Here is a 15,583-nt window from a genome sequence, read left to right as displayed (position 1 = left end):
CCGGTTCAACCACCGGTTCAACCACCGGGTCTGCGGCCGGTGCCGCCGCCGGTTCAGCCACCGCGTCAGCCGTCCGTTCGGCTGCGCGTTCAGCCGCTCTCTGCGCCTCGCTTGACGCCTGCCTTGACGCCTCCCTCGACGCCTTCCCTGGCGCCTTCCCTGGCGCCTTCCCTGGCGCCCTCCTTGCCGCCCCGGCCCTGCGCCGCTTCATCGGGCAACAGCTCGATGCCGTCGAGGTCCCGCGCGCAGGTCTCGCGCACGATCGCGACGAAATCCCGCGCGAACGGCCGCTCGGCCAGCGCGGCCGGCATTGCCGCATACAGCTCGCTCCACAGCCCGCCCGTGCCAATGCGCTTGGCCAGCACATAGTCGTGGTCGACGTAGTTCTTGACGCCCCAGTTCGGCAGCGCCGCGACGCCGCGCCGGCTGGCGACCAGCTGCAGGATCGCCACCGTCAGCTCGGCCGTGCGGCGCTGCAGCCGGATGCCGGCCGGCTCCAGCACCTCGCGGATCAGGTCGATGCGCGGCTCCGGCACCGGATAGGTGATCAGCGTCTCGCCCTCCAGATCGGCCGCCTCGATCCGTCGCCGGTTGCGCAGCCGATGCTCGTTGGCGATCACCGCCAGGATCTCGAAGCGGAACAGCGGCACCACGGCCAAGCCCCGGCGCGTCGGCGGCAGCGAGCCGATCACCATGTCGGCCCGCCCCTCGACCAACAGCGCCAGCGGGTCCGCATGAAAGCCCGCCACCAGGTCGACCTCGACCTCGGGCCAGCGCGTGCGGAATTCGTCCATCACCGGCATCAGCCAGTCGAAGCAGGTGTGGCACTCCAGCACGATGCGCAGCTCCCCGCGCGTATCGCCCTTTAGCCGCTCCAGGTCGCGCTCGGCCGCGCTGATCGACGCCAGCACCTCGCGCGACAACGCCAGCAGCCGCTCTCCGGCCGGGGTAAAGCGCAGGCCGCCGCGGGTGCGGTCGAACAGCGACAGGCCGTAATGCGATTCGATCGCCTTGATCTGATGGGACAGCGCGGACTGGCTGACATGGACGCGCTCGGCCGCCGTGGCGAGCTTGCCGGATTCGGCGATGGCGACCAGCGAACGGAAATGGCGGACCTCGATCATGGTGTCGTTCCTGGTTTCGTGCCGGGTTTCGTCCGTACCCGACTGTGGGCGGTCAAGGAAAGGCTCGGGACGCCGGCCCGCCCGCGCCCCGCACGCCAGCCGCTGATATGAAACCAATTCATATTTTGTTTAAAACATATCACTTGATTCATTCTACCCGCCGCCGGACACTGAGCGCCACTTTGTTTTGGAGCGAGAGATGGCACGCACGCATATTCCGGGGTTCCCGCGCATCGGCGCGAAACGCGAACTGAAATTCGCCCAGGAGGCGTTCTGGCGCGGCGAGTCCAGCGAGGCCGCGCTGCGCGAGTGCGCCGCCGGCCTGCGCAAGACGCACTGGCGCCAGCAGGCCGACGCCGGCCTCGACCTGCTCGCCGCGGGCGACTTCGCCTACTACGACCAGATGCTGGGCATGAGCGCCCTGCTCGGTGCGCTGCCGGCACGCTTCGGCTTCGACCCGCGCACGCTGACGCTGGCGCAGTACTTCGAGTTGGCCCGCGGCAATGCGGCGCAGCCGGCGATGGAAATGACCAAGTGGTTCGATACCAACTACCACTACCTGGTGCCGGAACTGGGCCCGGACACGCGCTTCGATGGCGGCGTCGACTGGCTGTTCGACGAGATCGACGAGGCGCTGGCGCTGGGCCATCGCGTCAAGCCGGTGCTGGTGGGACCGGTCACCTGGCTGTGGCTGTCCAAGACCCACGTCGCCGGCTTCGATCGCCTGACGCTGCTGCCGAAACTGGCCGCCGCCTACCGCGACATCCTGCAGCGGCTGCGGGCGCGCGGCATCGAATGGGTCCAGCTCGACGAGCCCGCGCTGTGCCTGGAGCTCGACGACGCCTGGCTGGACGCCTATGACACGGCCTATGCCGCGCTGGCCGACTGCGGCGTCAAGCTGCTGCTGGCGACCTACTTCGATTCGGCGGCCGAGCACGCCGCCCGCGCCGCAGCATTGCCGGTGCACGGCTTCCATCTCGATCTGGTGCGCGCGCCGCAGCAGTGGCAGGCCTGGCGCGAGGTGCTGCCGGCCGGTGCGGTGCTGTCGGCCGGCGTAATCGACGGCCGCAATATCTGGCGCGCCGACCTGCGCGCGATTCTGGCGCAGCTGGCGCCGCTGCACGCCGAACTGGGCGACCGCCTGTGGCTGGCGCCGTCCTGCTCGCTGCTGCATGTGCCGGTGTCGCTCGCGCCGGAGACGCGCCTCGACCCCGAAATCCGCGGCTGGCTGGCGTTCGCCACCGAGAAGCTGGACGAACTGAAGGTGCTGGCGACCGCGTTGAACGACGGCGAGGCCGCGGTGGCCGACGCACTGGCCGCCTCGGATTCCGCCCAGGCCGGCCGCCGGGCGTCTCGCCGCGTGGTCAACGCCCAGGTCCGCCAGCGCGTTGCCGCGGTGACGCCGGAGATGGCCGATCGCCGCAGCCCCTTCGCGCAGCGCATCGCCGATCAGCGCGCCGCGCTGCAGCTGCCGCCGCTGCCGACGACCACCATCGGCTCGTTCCCGCAGACCGCCGAGATCCGCCAGACCCGCGCGGCCTTCAAGCGCGGCGAACTGGGCGCGCTGGCCTACCTGCAACGGATCCGCGCCGAGATCGAGGACGCCGTGCGCCGCCAGGAGGCGCTGGGGCTGGACGTGCTGGTGCATGGCGAGGCCGAGCGCAACGACATGGTCGAGTACTTCGGCGAGCAGCTGTGCGGCTATGCCTTTACCGAATTCGGCTGGGTGCAAAGCTACGGCTCGCGCTGCGTCAAGCCGCCGCTGATCTATGGCGACGTCTACCGTCCCGAGCCGATCACCGTCGATACCGCCCGTTATGCGCAGTCGCTGACTGACCGGCCGATGAAGGGCATGCTGACCGGCCCGATCACGATGCTGCAATGGTCGTTCGTGCGCGACGACCAGCCGCGCGCCGACACCGCGCTGCAGCTGGCGCTGGCGATCCGCGACGAAGTGGCCGATCTCGAACAGGCCGGTATCCGCGTGATCCAGATCGACGAGCCCGCGTTGCGCGAGGGCCTGCCGCTGCGGCGCGCAGACTGGGACGGCTACCTGCAGTGGGCGGTGCGCGCCTTCCGCATTGCCGCCGCGGTGGTCCGCGACGATACGCAGATCCACACCCATATGTGCTACGCCGAGTTCAACGACATCCTGCCAGCGATCGCCGCCCTCGATGCCGACGTGATCACGATCGAGACCTCGCGCTCGGCGATGGAGCTGCTCGACGGCTTTGCCGCGTTCGACTATCCGAACGAGATCGGCCCCGGCGTCTACGACATCCATTCGCCGCGCGTGCCCAGCGTCGAGGCGATCGGCCAGCTGCTGACGCGCGCCTGCCAGGTGATTCCGCCCGAGCGGCTGTGGGTCAATCCCGATTGCGGGCTGAAGACGCGCGGCTGGGCGGAGACCGAGGCGGCGCTGCGGAACATGGTGGCCGCGGCCCGGCAGTTGCGCGAGAGGCTGGCGGCGGAAGGCGCGGCGGGCTTGCGGCGGCAGCCGGTGGCGCTGGAGCGTGCTGCCCATGCGGGCGGGCAGTGCGATTGCGCGGCGCATTGAACGGCGGATTGATCGCGCTTTGATTGCGCTTTGATCGGCGGGGTGTGCGCGATCGAGGCGCGGCATCAGAGGCCGGTTGCCAGGCTGGCAATGAGAAAGGGGGCGGCTCCAGGCCGCCCCCTTTTTTTGCACCGTCAGCGCTCGGTTGGCGCTCGGTTGGCGCTCGGTTGGCGCTCGGTTGGCGCTCGGTTGGCGCTCGGTTGGCGCTCTATCTGCGCTCTATCTGCGCTCGATCTGCGCTCAGTCCGCGCCGACCTTCCGCACCGGCGGCGCACTCCAGTTGCCGTCCAGCGCCGTCGGCTGCGGCCAATACAGCCGTAGCATCAGGTTGAACGGACCGTCGGGAGCCGGCAGCCAGTTGGCGGCCTGTGCCCGCGGCGGCCGCGCATGCTGGACCACGATCTCGACCGAGCCGTCGCGGTTGCGCCGCAGGCGGTCGCGGCTGCCGATGGCATAGCGGTTCAACGGGTTGGCGACGACGTCCTGCGCCTGGTCGTACAGCGACAGCGACCAGAACGCCTTGGCCGGCGGCAGCGCGCCCTTGTCGAAGCGGATCACGTAGCGGTGGGCGCCGTGCAGCGGCTGGCCGGTGGCGTCGGCGTTGGCGCGGAACACCATGGTGTCCTCGCCGAGGCTGGACCCCAGCGCCAGCCACGCCGTGGCGGCGCGGCGGTCGTAGTCGGTGCCATAGCGGCCGGCGTCCTTGCGCGACAGCCAGGCGCCCGACGCCGCCCCTTCGCCGCCGCGCGCCAGCGCGACGATGCGGGCCAGCGCCCGCGTCGCGCCGTCCTGCAGCGCGCGCGCCGTTTCCGGTTCCAGCACGGTGGTCGAATACGGTGCCCCGGGCTCGATGCCCAGCGCCCGTACCTTCTGCATCATGCCCTCGTCCGCCGTGGTCGGCGGGTTGGCCGGCAGCAGCGCGGCAAAGCGGTTGAAGAACGCCTGCGCGTCCATCGCCGCGACCTGCTCGACCGGGGGCGTCTCCAGGTCGACCGCCGCCGGCGGGATCGTCGGCACCGCCGGCAAGGCGCGGCGGCCGTTCGGCCAGGCGGCCAGCGGCGTCAGACGGTAGCCGTTCTGCAGCCGGTGCGCGGCCGGCAGATCGTGCCTGCCGTCAACCTGAATATGGAGCGCCGCCCAGGCCATCGCGGTCGGGGAGCGGATCTCGCGCACGCCGGCCGGCAACGCACCGGTCCAGTCCGGGCCGACGATCGCGTAGTTGCCGCGCTGGGTCCCGGTGGTCCGCTTGCCCAGCGCCGAGAAGACGTTGGACCAGCCGTCGAGCAACTGCATCGTGTAGTAGCGGCCCTGGGTGTCCGGCACGCTCAGCACCACCGGCCCGCGCGACAGATCGAGCCAGGCGATCGAGGTCAGGGTGTCCGCGTCGGGGCTTGCCATGTCCGAGGCGCCGGGACGCGGCGCGCCGCGCTGGTGGACAAAGGTATTGACCGCCGTCTGCCCCGCCGCGCCGGCCGAGGCCCGCGCCGCCATCACCTCGCGCATGACATCGGTCAGCACGAGCGGATAGGCGTAGGTATAGACTTCGACGGCCAGCGCGCGGGCGTCGTCCCGCGTCGGTTGTACTGCCGCCCGTAGCGGCGACTCGTCGGGCGGCACCGCCGCGCACCCGGCCAACAGCGCGGCGACTCCCGCCGCGCCCGCCACTAGGCGTATCCACTGCATCATTTCCCGTTCCTTCTTGTGCGGCTGTCCCCGGGGCGAATGCCGATCCGGGGTGCCTTCTTTTCCGACCAGAATGATGGATAGCCTGGGCCAGGATTGTCAATCGACAGTGTGGCGCCGGGACGCCGCCGCCGGTCGATCTTCGCACCGTGCACCGACGTTCGCCGCCAGCGGCGGGCCAACGGGCCAACGGGGCAACGGGGCAACGTTCAACGGCCAGCGGTCAGCGGTCAGCGGTCAGCAGTCAGCAGTCAGCGGTCAGCGGTCAGCGCTCAGCGCTCAGCGATCAGCGGCCAGCGGTCAGCGGTGATGCAGATGAGGGTGGTAGCGCGGTTCCGTCGCGGCCGGCTTGGCCGGGGCCTTGGCACCGGGCTGACCGGTGCCCGGCGACGCAGGCTTTGCGCCGGCAGGACCGGCGAGACCAGCGGGACCGGCGGGGCCACCGAGGCCGGCCGGCCGGCCGGCCAACGGACCGGCGGGAAGCTCGTGGCCCGCCCTGGTTCCGGCCTGGTCGGCCTGGCCGCCCTCCGCACCCACACCGGCCACGCGCGCCGACCAGTCCTTCTGCATCAGGATGAAGTTGCCCAGCAGCGTCTCCAGCACCGTGCGGTCGATCTTGGCGAGCGGCATGGTCTGATGCAGGATCAGCGTGCCGGACTGCGGCTCCAGCCCCAGCGCGGCACCGTGGTCGCGCAGCGGCTCGACGCCGGTGGCCAGCATCTCCCTGACCATTTCGCGATCGAGCCGCTCCGGCAATTCTTCGGCGATCAATCCGACCAGCACCAGATTATGGTTGTCGTCATCGCGACGGAAGGTGATCGGGTACTCCTCGTCGACGCGGATATGGCAAAGGCCATCCTCGTCGAACGCCATTTCGGGAATCCCGATCGATTCGCCGAACTCCGCCAGCAGGCGGTCAAAGCCATCCAGTCTGTTCATGTCGCGCTCCAGTCGCGTTCGTTCACACCTCGATCCATGGCATCGATCGGCTTCGATGCCGCGCGTCGATGCTGCCGGTCGCCGGCCCTCATTTCCATCTCATCGTTCCATCATTTATTGCTCATTGTCGCTACCTAGACTGGCGCCATCCTGAACCGAGGGCCATCGAGCCAACACCTGGCATCGGACGCAACTCGGATTCCGGCATAGTCTTCGGAGCAACACATGACTATCCAAACGTTGAACGGCCTTGCCGTACTGCCGCGCCTGGTGCAATCCGCACGCCGCCCCATCACCGGTCACCTGTCCGCCACCCGCGTCGTGCTGGTCGACGATCACGCCGTGATGCGAGAGGGCCTGAAATCGCTGCTGACCAAGGCCGACCCGACCGTGGACATCGTCGGCGAAGCGTCGGACGGACACGGTGCCGTCCACGCCTGCCTGCAGTTCCATCCCGATCTGATCCTGATGGACCTGCAATTGCGCTCCCTCGACGGGGTCGACGCCATTGCGACCATTCGCCGCAGATGGCCCAGCATTCGCGTGGTGGTACTGGCCGGCCTGCATTCCGAGAACCGCGCGGCCGCCGCGCTGCGCGCCGGCGCGCACGCCTACGTCCTCAAACGCAGCAACCTGGAAAAACTGATGGCGGCGCTGCACGCCGTCCGCCAGGACATGGCCTATCTCGATCCCGACATCGACCTCGAACAGGTGGACGCGATGCGCCGCACCGAGGGGGACGACGGCGGCCATGTGGCCGCCGCCGGACTGACGCCGCGCGAGCGGCAGATACTGAAGCTGGTCGCCGAAGGACATACCAACCGGCGTGTGGCCGAGCGCCTGTCGATCAGCCTGAAGACCGTCGAGACGCATCGGATGAACCTGATGCGCAAGCTCGACGCCCACAATGTCGCGGACCTGTCCAAATGGGCGCGACGGCTTGGCCTGATCGACGTTTGATCGGGCATCCACGGTCCGGGCCATGCCGACCGGACCCGTCCTTGCCGTAGCGGCCCGCGGCGTCATGGCTGTACCGGCCGCCCTTGCCGTGGGCCGCCCCGCATCCGATACCGAACCTGCACCATGCCCGCGATGTCATGCGGCTCGCATTGCGCGCCCAGCTGGCGATAGACCGACAACAAACGCCGGCCAAGCTGCTGCTCATCGACATCGCTCGCGTGGCCCTCCGTCAACGGCACCAGCCCTTCGACGACCTCGACCTCCGGTACCGATCGCTCGATCGCATGGATCAGCGATACCAGCGTGCGCATCGCCCCGCGGAAGTCGCCTGGGGCGCTCGTGGGATCCGACGAACCCGACGAACCCGACGATCCAGACGATCCAGACGATCCCGAGGAATCCGATACGCCGGACTCGTCGTACGCCGCGATATCGCAGATCAACAGGGTGCCCTGCTCGAAGCGGTAGATCAGCTCGAGCCGGGCAAACCGCACGCGGCGCCCCAGTTCGAATGCCGACTCGCCGAGATAGGCAATGTCGGGCTGCAGGCCGCGAGACAGCAGAAATCCGGTGACCGGATCCGCCGGCACGGCGATCGCGGCCTGCGGCGCTTCGCTGTCGGAATGCTTCGGCGCAGCCACGATCGATTACCGCGGAGCGACCGTGGCCTTGATGGCCGCGATCATTTCCTGTGTCAGCTGACCGGCCTCACGCAGATATTGATCGTGATGCTGATCGGCGTTGTCGCGCGCCTTGCCTGCGTCGCGCGCCGCCGAGTCCGAGACGTTGCGGGCGAGGTCGGCATGAATCTGCGCCTCCTCCGCCTTGCCGCGCGTACCGGCAGTCACGGTCTGGCCAATGGCGTTGCCGATACCGCTGGCCGGCGTGCCAAGATGCGACCCCATTTCCACACCCATGCCGTAGCCCAGGGGAGTCTTCAAGCCGATGATGCCGCCGCCAATGCCGCAGGCCATGCTGAAGCCGCCGGTAACAATCCCGGTCACGCCGGTCGCCACCTCGGCCTTCTTGCGTTGGTCCTTCGCATCGATGGCCCGTTGGTAGGCCAGCTTCTGCAGATCCGCCACGTTCTTCTCGAGCGCCGCGTGGCACTCCACGTAGGTGTTGTACAGCTTCCTCATCAAGGCCTGAAATTCGAGGATCATGGCCTGCGCCGACTTTGTCTCGCTGCTGCGGGCCGACGCTTCCGGCACGGTAATCGGCTGCTGCGTCGCGACGCTGGCCGAATTGCTGATGGTGTTCATCGTTGCTGCTCCTGTGAAATCGCTTCCGCGATGTCGGCGGCGACCTGCCGATGCAGCGCCACCGCCCGCTTCTTGATCGGAACGACTGTTGGCACTCAAACGCCGGCCGTTACGGCCTGCAGTGCCACGTCGCGAATCTCGCCGATTGCGTTGGTGATGTTTTCGGTATTGTCGATATGGTCCTGGGTGACCCGTTCGAGCGCGTTCCTGTTTTCCTTGATCTGTCGGCCGATCAGATCGATCAGAAACTGCAGCATCATCGCGTGGATCATCATCCGTTCGATCTCTTCCTTCTTGTTGGCGCCTTCGACGCGCAGCGCATTGACGGTAATCTGCTGTGCCGCCGGCGCGACGACTCGCGCCGTTGCCGATGCCGCCTCCAGCGCGGCCGTGAAGTTGACCGCCGCGCGCACTGTCGCCAGCGTCAGCTGCTTCTTGACCTGGTCGATGAAGGTCGACTGGATGACCTCGGTCGTCAGGCCGCGCATCTGCTTGGCGGCCTGCCACAGCGACTGCTCGACCAGCTTCTGCACGGCCTCATTGGTGAACGACCTGGCAAATGCCTCCGCCAGCTTCTGGCTGCCGCCCGCAACCCGCAGGGAGTTGCGCAGCTGCACGGCGACGTCGTCGACCATCGTCTGGGCGATGTTCTTGACCAGCTGCGATGCGGCTTCGGCAGCGTCGCCGCCTTTCTCCATCGCATTGACCAGCGTCACGCCAACCGAACTGATTCGCTTGCCGCCCTGCTCCACGCCGGTGGTCAGCAGTTCGCCGGCTGCCGTGCCGAGGATCGCATTGGCCGCCTTGGCGATCCTCGCCACCGAGACCACGCTTGCCAGCCCGGCCACCACGCTCAGGCCCATCTCCCATTTCGCCAGCTCGTCGATATGGTGTCGAAGCTTGCCGGCAAGCTCCGGGTGAGCCATCTCGATGGTCTGCAGCGTGCATTTGGCCAGCCCGACCAGACCAGCCGCAAGGTCGATGGCCCCCTGGGGTTGCCCGGTGGCGATCTTCAGCGCGCCGGTCACGACCTGCGCGGCGGCCATGGCCCAGTTCAGCACCAGCCCCAGTACCTGCCCCTTGCCGGCCTTCTGCTGCATCTGCTTCTGCTTCTCGGCGGCCTCCTGCTCCTTGCGCTGCTTTTCCTCGATGGCCGCCATTTCTTCCTTGCGCAGGGCAAGGGTGTGGTCGAGGTTGGCCTTCATCAATTCGGCCGTGAAGATCCCGCTCTCGACCTGCAGTTCCATCAGGACCGCCTCGGGATTCAGTACGCGCCGATAGAAGGCGTGCATCGATTCGGTCGCGCCGCCCAGGTCGCTCAGCGCCAGCTGAACGGCCTTTTCGTCATGCTTCGAGGCCGCCTTCGCGGCACGAAACGCGCCGGACAACACGTCCATGACGCTGCCCCAGGCGCGCTCGGCGGTGCGCCGGTCGACCTCGCGCAGCGCCGGCGGCGGTGGCTTCAGCAGCGAAGCGGCAAAGGCCGCGGCTCGAGCGACCTGGTCAACCTCCGCGGCCTCCTCGACCTCCAACGCCGAAGCCGGCAACATGGCCGGCATGGCAACGCGCGCTGCCGCGCTGCCACGAACCATGCCGGTCCGGCCGGGTCCGCTTGCCTCCCACTGCGTATCGAGGCGATCCTGCCTCTCCCCGCCGGGAACCAGCCCGACGGGCTGTAGTGCATTGGCACCGATCATTGTTTTCCTCCTTCCATTCGCGCGCTCTCTGCGGCCGGCGGGGTTGCCGGCGGCAGGGCCTGAAACGACTGCAGCGACTGCAGCGATTGTTCGGCGAGACCGCGCAGTCCCTGGTATGTGATCTGCTCCCCGCACCAACCGATCGCGGCCGAATAGGCTTGCGCCGCCTTCTGATACTCGCCGCACAACTGCAGGCTGACCCCGGCCAGGTAGGGTGGCTTCGGTTCCCACATGCGCAATTGCGCGCAGCGCGTGAAGCAATAGATCGCCTCGTCGTGCCGATGCAGCTTCTGCAGGCTCAGCCCCAGCGACAACCAGTAGTCGTAGCCGTGCGGGTCGATCGCCGCCAGCGCAAGGAAGAGCTGCCGCGCACCCTCGTGGTCGTCTGCCTCGTACCGCTGGCAGGCGTACGTGTACAGGACCTCCAGCGCGGCGGCATCGAGCCCGAACAATTCGCGCAGGCTCCCGCCCTCGGCGAAGTAGCGCTCGACGTCCCGCTGCGCCGCGTTATGAGCGATCGGCTCGATCGGCTCCATCGGCTCGATCGGCTCTGCCGGCGCCGGATCGCGATCGCCGTCGGCGCGGCCGGCGCCGGCAAGCGGCGCCGCACCGGATGGACTTGCCTGCTTCAACACGCGTTGCACGGTGCTCTCCCCTGGCTGGCTTGCCCGATCAGACCTTGGACGTGATCTGTTCCTTGATGCGCTTGACCATGTCGATCAGCGACGTCAGCAGTTGCTGGACCACTTGCAGCAGGCTCAGCGCAATATTGGTCTGCTGCATGTACTGGCTGTTCATGTCGGTGTACTCGGTCTTCTTGATGTCCAGGCTCCCAATGGCGGTGCGCAACTGGGCGGCCGAGTACTTCTGACTCGCAAATTCCTCGAAGCTCGCGTATTTGCGGGGGAAAACGCCGTCGATCTGCAGGTTGTTGTCCCACATGTAGCGGGCGACGTCGCTCGGCAGCGTGGTGGTCTTGTTCGGATCGGAACCGATGTCCTTGTCGATGGCGATCTGGGTCGCGTTCTTCAGCCTCTCGATCGCGCGCGCCATTTCGTTGTTCCACTTGTATTCGTCCATGCGCGCGCCGACCTCGAGCCGCTGGTTCTCGATCGCCTGGAACATCAGCGCGAAGCAGGCGGAATCGGTGACCGGCTTGGTATCGTAGTTACGCGGAACGAGCAGCCCGCCGGCCAGCGGCGCGGGCTCGGCGGTCGTCAGAGGCATCTCCTTGACAGGCGCGTCGGTCTGCAGCAGCAGTTCCGGATTGGGTCGCGTTTGTATATGTCCAGCCATTTTTCTACTCCAATTCAATATTCAAGATTCAAAACAGGACGGCCTCGTCATGCAAAACGGCGCACGCGTTTCTTGGGCTTTTCCGCCGTGCTCCCGGCGCGAGGCGGCACCGGAGCGGTTTGTTGTTCCTCCCCGCGCGCACCGAACACCTTTTGCTTGTAGCGCTCGATTTCGCGGCGGTCCTGCGCGGCGCGCAGGTTCATTTCCTTGATCATGGCCTGCAGCTGCTCCATCCGGCCCTGTATGTCGTCGCCGTTGTTTCGGCTCGCATCCAGGAAGGCGGCCAGCGCGGCCAGCTCTTGCGCGGCCTTGGGATCCCTGGTCGCGCGCACCTGCAGATCGTCGATGCGCCGTTCGATCTCGGCCCAGTCGTTCATCTCCTTTTGCAGCGTTGCGCGCAGACGTTCGAGGGTTTCCACGGCCTGCTTCCACAATTGCTCTTCTTCCATCTTGCTTCTCCATTCGAAGCCCGTTGTGATGACTCTACGGATCAAGGCTTCATGAATCTATTGAAAAATCCGGGGTGCTAAAGCATTTGGTTTTCGTTCGGGTATTGCGCCAAGGCGTTTGCGGTCACGGATCATTGCAATGCCATTCGGGCCGCTTCACGCAGCGCTCAAGCGCGCTGCGCCGCCAGCCGGCGCCATACCTTGTCGACCGTGCGCGTGCCCGCCAGACAGAGCTCGCGCATCGCCGTCAATCGGACGAAGGCCTCCGGCGTCTGCGGCGCGCGCAGCTGTGCATCGATGCTTCGGCGCGCGCGCGCCAGTTCGGCGCGCAGCTGCTTGCGCAGCGCGCCGTCGCTGTCCTCGGCCAGGCGGCACTCGATCTCGGTGCCATACAGGGCGGGGGGCGGGGTGTTGGATGAAGTCGGTTCCATCAAAGCTCCAGCGGTAGATGCATCAGCTCGCCCTCGCGCTCGAGGTCGATGCCGTTGCGGTCCAGATGCACGATCACGTGGCCCGCCGGCAGCCGGCTTCCCGTCTTCAGGCGCGTGCCGTTGGCCAGATCGAGAAAGGCCAGCTCGCCGCTGCCGCCGAAGCTGACCACCGGCGCGGGGAAGATGCCGGTCTGGATCGACCGGGTCGGGATGTTCTGGAAGATGACCTTGGGCGCGTCCGGATGCGAGCCCGCGAACGCGTGCGTGACCGCCGACAGGCTGCGCTGTGCGCCTTCATCGAGCACGCCGGTGATCAGGATCAGGTCCTTCTCGCGCGCGACGCTGAGCCGCCCGATCAGGCCCGCGTCGCGCAGCATGCCGATCAGCGTCTTGACACTGGTGCCGACCGGGTCCTCCACCGACCACCGCTGCAATCCCTGCATCGACGACAGCATCGACACCGCGCGGCGCCAGCGCGCGTCGGCATGGAGGGTGCCCTGGATGACCACCGTGCCGACCGCCGGACCGGGCCGCACCCGCGCCTCGCCGAAGCCGTGCAGATTCAGCACGGCCTGCACGTTGCGCACCAGTTCGTCCTGGCACAGGGTGTCGTCGCGATACGGCTTGCCGTGCTCGCGCAGCCTGTCGACCAGTGCGTTGCGCGCATTCGAATCCAGACAGCTGCCGGCCAGCACCATCATCCCGTCCTGACGGGTGGCAACATCGATGCCCTGCTGCCGCGCCCGCTTGCGCCACTCGGCCAGCCACTCGTCGCGATCGACCACCGCGCTGTCCGGCTGCAGCATCCCGTACGCCCAGATCGCCGCGCCCGCGCTGCCGGACATCAGCAGCACCAGGCCGGCGTACGCCAGGACGGTCGCCACCATGCCGCGTCGCCCGTCTCGCCGGGCCGGTACCTTGCGCTCGGGCAGCGGCCGATCGGCATCCCCGACCAGCAGCGCGAGGCCGCCGATGTCGACGACCTTCTCCAGCGGCAACGGGACGTCCGCCGGCTTCGTCGGCACGCCTTCTATCCATACCGGCACCTCAGTGCGCAGCAGCACGCCCTGCCCGGTGCAATCGAGCACGGCGCGCCCGCCGCCCTCCAGCATGGCGTCAAGGTCGGGATCGGCGCCGCCGATGGTGAATTCGCCCTCGGGCAAGCGCAGCCGGCGTCCGGCCAGCGGCCCGCTGAGGATCTTGATCTGGTATCGGTATTTCATGACCACTTCAGTTGAGGGCGTGCGGTTCGGCCTTGATCAGGAACAGCCGCACGACGCTCAGGTTCTCTCGGGTCTCGTTGCGGAACAGGCCGCCGACCAGCGGCAGGTCGCCCAGCAGCGGAATCTTGCGTTGGCCCTGGCGCTGCTTCTCCTCGACGAAGCCGCCCAGCAGCAGGCTCTGACCCGGCCGCAGGATGGCCTGCGTGGCGATGCCGGAGTTGCGCACCTGGGGCAGCTGCTCGATGTTGTTGGCCGGCGGCTCCTGCCGTCCGTCCTGGATGTCGAGCGTCAGCATTACCTCCTGCTCCCCGTGCATGTCGATCAGACGCGGGGTCACGCGCAGCAGCGAGCCGGCCGCGACCGAGGCCAGCTCGGCGACCTTGTTGCCCTGCAGCTTGGTGTAGAAGGTGATGTTGCGGTCGAGCACCGCCTGCACGTTGTTCAGCGTCACCACCGACGGGCGCGACAGCACCTTGGCCCTGGAGTTCTGCTCCAGCGCGTTGATGCGGACGAAGAAGTCGGCGGTGTTGCTCAGCACCGTCGAGAAGGTGCCGTCCGTGGCCGCGGCATTGCCGGCGTTGAAGCTGATGCGCGACTTGCCCAGGCCGACGCTGCCGCCGATATCGAGGCCAAGCTCGCGCATGTCGGCGGCGTCCACGTCGATGATCGCCACCGAGATCTCGATCTGCCGCGGCCGCTGGTCCAGCTGCTTGATCAGCTCCGCGTACAGCGGGATGTTCGCCGCGCGGTCGCGCACGATCACGGCGTTGTTGCGGGCGTCCGCCGAGAACGTCGGCTGCGTGCCGGAGACCGGTACCACCTGCCCGCTTTCCGTCGGCGCCGGAATCGCACGGCTGCGCACCATTTCCCGCAGCTCGGTGACCACGCCGGGAATCACGACCTGCTGGTCGCGGTAGGTGTAGGCGCCATCGACCGCCGAGGCATAGCGCAGCGGGAAGACCTGCACGACCTCCTTGTTCTGGGTCTGGTTCAACGTCTTCTCGTCGAGATCCTTGGCCAGCTTGCCGATCCTCTGCACGCAGACCGGGACGCCGAATACCTCGACCGCATTGAAATTGCTGACCGGCCGCACCGAGCAGGTACCACCCTTGAACACGCCGGCCTCGCGCAGGTACTGCGCCAGCTCGCCGGCATCGAGATAGGACGGCGTCAGGACTTCGGTCCTGACCTCGCCGGCCTTGTAGGCGTACAGCACGCGGCCGTCGAAATACCAGGCGAGGTTGTACAGCTGCGCCAGCTGGTCGAGCAGGCGTTCCGGCTGGCGGCCCTCCAGCGTGCCGACGAAGGTGTCGTTGACGTCCGGGCTGACGATCACCGGCACGCCATAGTTGGCGCCCAGGTCGCGCAGCAGCGCGGCGACCTTCATGCCGCGCGAAGACACGGAGAACTCCGGGCCCGACAGGCCCAGCGGGCCCGATGCCGCCCGCGCCTCGACGGCGAATACCAGCGCCGCGGCGAGAAACGTCAGCTTGCCCAGCTGCAATGCATTCATATCAGTCTTCCAATATCCGAACCCGGTCCGGTCGCGGCAGCGCGCGCGCTTTCCGTCAGCCGCCGGACCAGCGCCAGTTGCAGCGCAAGCCGTTCTTCCAGTTGCTTCGCTTCGATATCGTGGTCGTAGCGGTGCCACAGCAGCCACGCCTTGCCATCGCTGGCCAGCGCGTCATCGGCCGCGGCCGGCGTTGCGGCCAACGACAGCGTCGCGTCGTCGAGCCAGCCTTCGGGCGGCTCGGCGCCGAGCTCGAGCAGCAGGCCGATGCACAGTCCCGCCTCGAGGCACCACGCGCTTGCCGGCACACCGCCGACCTCGATCTGCGCGGTCGGTCCATTGGCGGCGATCACCGCGACGCCTGGACAATCCATCAGCTTGCGCAACCAGGCGCCGGCACCGCGCTGGCCGAAAGTGGACGGTGGGTTCATCGACTCATCATCTGGCAGGGA

The 15,583-nt window shown here is 67.7% G+C and carries 15 protein-coding genes; 2 read left to right on the top strand and 13 right to left on the bottom strand.

The window, feature by feature from the left end; genetic code table 11:
• Nucleotides 1–89: 89 nt before the first annotated feature.
• Nucleotides 90–1,124: a LysR family transcriptional regulator gene (locus tag KZ686_RS22805; protein WP_265633760.1), complete on the bottom strand. Its 1,035-nt coding sequence runs from the start codon at nt 1,122–1,124 to the stop codon at nt 90–92.
• Nucleotides 1,125–1,323: 199 nt separating this feature from the next.
• Here KZ686_RS22805 and metE point away from each other — a divergent pair, with 199 nt between their 5' ends.
• Nucleotides 1,324–3,681, top strand: a complete 2,358-nt coding sequence (gene metE, locus KZ686_RS22800; RefSeq protein ID WP_265633759.1) for a 5-methyltetrahydropteroyltriglutamate--homocysteine S-methyltransferase — start codon at nt 1,324–1,326, stop codon at nt 3,679–3,681.
• 240 nt (nt 3,682–3,921) lie between these two features.
• Here the strand turns inward: metE and KZ686_RS22795 are convergent, their stop codons facing one another.
• Both KZ686_RS22795 and KZ686_RS22790 read right to left on the bottom strand, forming a co-directional pair.
• On the bottom strand, nt 3,922–5,367 hold the full coding sequence (locus KZ686_RS22795; protein WP_265633758.1) for a DUF1254 domain-containing protein: 1,446 nt from the start codon (nt 5,365–5,367) through the stop codon (nt 3,922–3,924).
• Between the two features lie 297 nt (nt 5,368–5,664).
• Nucleotides 5,665–6,303 carry a type III secretion system chaperone gene (locus KZ686_RS22790; protein ID WP_265633757.1) on the bottom strand — a complete coding sequence of 213 codons (639 nt, stop codon included), beginning with the start codon at nt 6,301–6,303 and terminating at the stop codon, nt 5,665–5,667.
• Between the two features lie 225 nt (nt 6,304–6,528).
• Here KZ686_RS22790 and KZ686_RS22785 point away from each other — a divergent pair, with 225 nt between their 5' ends.
• A complete protein-coding gene (locus KZ686_RS22785) occupies nt 6,529–7,263 on the top strand; it encodes a response regulator (RefSeq protein WP_223819685.1) in 735 nt (244 codons plus the stop codon).
• Between the two features lie 62 nt (nt 7,264–7,325).
• Here the strand turns inward: KZ686_RS22785 and KZ686_RS22780 are convergent, their stop codons facing one another.
• From KZ686_RS22780 to KZ686_RS22735, 10 genes are all read right to left on the bottom strand, one after another.
• On the bottom strand, nt 7,326–7,904 hold the full coding sequence (locus KZ686_RS22780; protein WP_265633755.1) for a hypothetical protein: 579 nt from the start codon (nt 7,902–7,904) through the stop codon (nt 7,326–7,328).
• Between the two features lie 6 nt (nt 7,905–7,910).
• Entirely contained in the window at nt 7,911–8,525 is a 615-nt protein-coding gene (locus KZ686_RS22775) for a hypothetical protein (RefSeq protein WP_226106007.1), read from the bottom strand.
• 95 nt (nt 8,526–8,620) lie between these two features.
• On the bottom strand, nt 8,621–10,084 hold the full coding sequence (sctE, locus tag KZ686_RS22770) for a type III secretion system translocon subunit SctE (RefSeq protein ID WP_265633754.1): 1,464 nt from the start codon (nt 10,082–10,084) through the stop codon (nt 8,621–8,623).
• 134 nt (nt 10,085–10,218) lie between these two features.
• On the bottom strand, nt 10,219–10,866 hold the full coding sequence (locus tag KZ686_RS22765; protein WP_265633753.1) for a SycD/LcrH family type III secretion system chaperone: 648 nt from the start codon (nt 10,864–10,866) through the stop codon (nt 10,219–10,221).
• Between the two features lie 28 nt (nt 10,867–10,894).
• Nucleotides 10,895–11,518 (bottom strand): hypothetical protein, encoded by a 624-nt coding sequence (locus KZ686_RS22760; protein ID WP_265633752.1) that lies wholly within the window; start codon nt 11,516–11,518, stop codon nt 10,895–10,897.
• Between the two features lie 47 nt (nt 11,519–11,565).
• The gene (locus KZ686_RS22755) at nt 11,566–11,967 is read right to left on the bottom strand and encodes a hypothetical protein (protein ID WP_149316170.1); all 402 of its coding nucleotides are present in this window, start codon (nt 11,965–11,967) and stop codon (nt 11,566–11,568) included.
• 167 nt (nt 11,968–12,134) lie between these two features.
• Nucleotides 12,135–12,398, bottom strand: coding sequence for an EscE/YscE/SsaE family type III secretion system needle protein co-chaperone (locus KZ686_RS22750; RefSeq protein WP_149316171.1), 264 nt, complete (start codon nt 12,396–12,398; stop codon nt 12,135–12,137).
• The gene (sctD, locus tag KZ686_RS22745; protein WP_265633751.1) at nt 12,398–13,621 is read right to left on the bottom strand and encodes a type III secretion system inner membrane ring subunit SctD; all 1,224 of its coding nucleotides are present in this window, start codon (nt 13,619–13,621) and stop codon (nt 12,398–12,400) included. The genes KZ686_RS22750 and sctD overlap by 1 nt, the downstream gene beginning before the upstream one ends.
• Nucleotides 13,622–13,628: 7 nt before the next feature.
• On the bottom strand, nt 13,629–15,134 hold the full coding sequence (locus KZ686_RS22740; protein ID WP_150083758.1) for an EscC/YscC/HrcC family type III secretion system outer membrane ring protein: 1,506 nt from the start codon (nt 15,132–15,134) through the stop codon (nt 13,629–13,631).
• The gene (locus tag KZ686_RS22735; protein WP_149316174.1) at nt 15,131–15,562 is read right to left on the bottom strand and encodes a hypothetical protein; all 432 of its coding nucleotides are present in this window, start codon (nt 15,560–15,562) and stop codon (nt 15,131–15,133) included. The genes KZ686_RS22740 and KZ686_RS22735 overlap by 4 nt, the downstream gene beginning before the upstream one ends.
• Nucleotides 15,563–15,583 lie beyond the last annotated feature (21 nt).

Origin of the sequence: Cupriavidus cauae, from assembly GCF_026210475.1 — a bacterium.
In the GTDB taxonomy this organism is placed as follows: domain Bacteria; phylum Pseudomonadota; class Gammaproteobacteria; order Burkholderiales; family Burkholderiaceae; genus Cupriavidus; species Cupriavidus cauae.
The sequence above is the reverse complement of the archived record's forward strand: the minus strand, read 5'-3'. Positions and strand labels throughout refer to the sequence as shown.